Source organism: Chamaesiphon polymorphus CCALA 037 (assembly GCF_003003845.1).
Lineage (GTDB): Bacteria > Cyanobacteriota > Cyanobacteriia > Cyanobacteriales > Chamaesiphonaceae > Chamaesiphon > Chamaesiphon polymorphus.
In genome coordinates this window covers 1-2,340 of sequence record NZ_PVWO01000699.1, presented here as the reverse complement: position 1 = coordinate 2,340, position 2,340 = coordinate 1, and the positions used below count along the sequence as shown (strand labels likewise).

Below are 2,340 nucleotides of genomic sequence, written 5' to 3'. Positions count from 1 at the left end.
GATCTAAGGGACACAAGCCGAGGGCGCGGATGGAATCTTGGTGGCGTTTTTTGGTAATTCGATCGAGTAATTCTTTCCTGTCGATCTGCCCTAACATGGCATTAGCAAACTGTTTGGCGCGTTGATGTCCGCCGCCGTTGGAGGCATATTGAGCCGCTTTATCCAACTGTTGCCAGCGTTCTGCGCCCAAGGTGGCGTAAACTCGCCCAAACCATTCCACATCGACGGCTCCATCGACTAGACTACTCGCCGAAAGCGGAGTCCGTTCGGCAATTTGCGCCACCCAAATTTCCCGCACGTCTTGTTCGACCGACCAGTTATTATCTTTAGTATGGGCGTGAATCCACCAGACTCCTTCGGCAAAGCCAGGGAGATCGATGGCTTGTTGGATATAATTCACCCATTGGGGCGCAAAGAAGGCAAATTGAATCAGCTTTTCTTCACTAATTTTCGCCGCTCTGACTTGGCGGGCAAATTCTACAGGCGTATCGTTACTGGCGGGAAAGCTAATCCGCATCAAGTGGCTCATGACGGCGGCTTTGCTCTGGTTGCCGTAACTATAGCCGCGCACGAAGGTGGAATTGTCCAATCCTTGCAATAGTTTAACGATCGTCGGAATACCTTCGATCGATCTCAAAGCCAGTGCTGCATTAGTCGCTGCTGTGGGTAAATCTCCCCGTTGGCATTCAATTTCGAGGATGCGATCGCGACAGAGTTTGGCAGCTTCGATCGCGATATTCATGACTGGATCTAGATCCGATAATTTTCGCCGAGTGAGATTTTTGAGATCGGAAAAATCCCTTCTCACCTGCTGGATTGGAGTAGCACTCTCTGGTATTTCTGGCTCGAATCGGTTGCCCAATAGATAGTAAATAACATCGGCACTGCTAGCAAAACCCAATCGATGAGCAACTGCTATATTTCTCAGGTTTACCGCTCTACCATAGCGAATCAGTTGGTGCCAAATACTCCCATCGATCCAATTAATCATTTGCCACCACCGCCAAATATGTTTGTCAGATTCTTCCTCGCCTGGTTGTGCAAAGTTCTTAACAGCAGCAATAAAATTTTCTAAATCATAGGTATCGATCTGTTGAGATCGCTCGTTAATCGCGATTGACTTTTGCAATTCGAGCGGATCTACTAATGTTGCTAAAACATGTGTTAATAAGTTTAAACGAAACTCTATTTTTTGAGACTGGGGATGTAGATAAAGCAACCAGTAAATAATGCGATCGACCAACTCTGGATAGCGTAAATCTAACTTAATTCCCGCGAAGGATTTATCGAACGCGGTGCGTAATCCATAGTAAGGAGAAGTGGAATAATCTAAGTATTCTGTTAGTTTTCCATATCGATCGATACTCGCACAGTAGCGGGGCGCAATCGCCCGAATTAGTTCTGAATCATCTTCATCTCGAAGTCGATTGCTGTGATACCAGTTTTCCCAGACATCAGCTAACGGCAACCGCGCCAAATTTTCGGCTGGAGATAGATCGTTCTGAAACAAAGGGAATTTCCACTTTGAATTTCCGAGTAGTTCTTCCTCGATTTCACCATTACGATAAGCGATCTGAATCGGTGTTTGACGATGTTGGTGAATTAATTCATCGATCGCCAATAAAGTACTTTTCGCCGCAGCCGTATTTAGTTCGACAGGATTATTGCAAGTTACTGGTTCGGGTACGTATAAATCGGCTAGATTGACTAAACCCAACGCATCCCGCAAACTTACAGGTTGAGACTCTCGCGCAAAAATTCGTTCTAATAGTTGCGTTTCGGCGGTAGTAATTTTATCGCCGCGCGTGGTTTGATATGTTTGCGCGATCGATTGACACTCAGTTACTAAGCGATTTCCCTTGACTAATTCTGCAACTAATTCCAACCCTGCTTGTCGCTGCAACTTATCTTTAGCAGCTAATAACAATCGGGCAGAATCGATCGCATCTTCATCCGATTGCTTGAGTAATAAACCCAAAATTCCTTGACGTAAATCGCTAGACTTACGAGTGAGTAAGCCGATTAAATGGGCGGCTTCAGCTTTTTCGATCTGGCATTTTGTAAGTATTTCTAAAACCTGTTGCCGCACATAGCTACTAGCATCGCCAGTGAGATCGAATAATGTATTGCGAATTTCCGCATCCCACGGCTGGATCTTTGCTAAATCTTTAGCGATAGTTGCCCGTTGATAGGATTCAGCGGCGGCTAGATAAGGAATCATCAACTTAGGCGATCGATCGCCCAACCAGCGATATAAAGTATGTAGGGCTTGCTGAAAAAGTAGGAGAATAGTCTTTCAAAAATTGATTGGTAATGAAAAAAGTCGGAGTAATTAGTTTT

1 protein-coding gene is annotated in these 2,340 nt (G+C 45.1%); it reads right to left on the bottom strand.

Annotation, left to right across the window (positions count from 1 at the left end; translation table 11 throughout):
• Positions 1 to 2,221, bottom strand: a 2,221-nt coding sequence (locus tag C7B77_RS28430) for a DUF5724 domain-containing protein (protein WP_245894512.1), incomplete at its 3' end; no start/stop codon positions are given.
• Positions 2,222 to 2,340 lie beyond the last annotated feature (119 nt).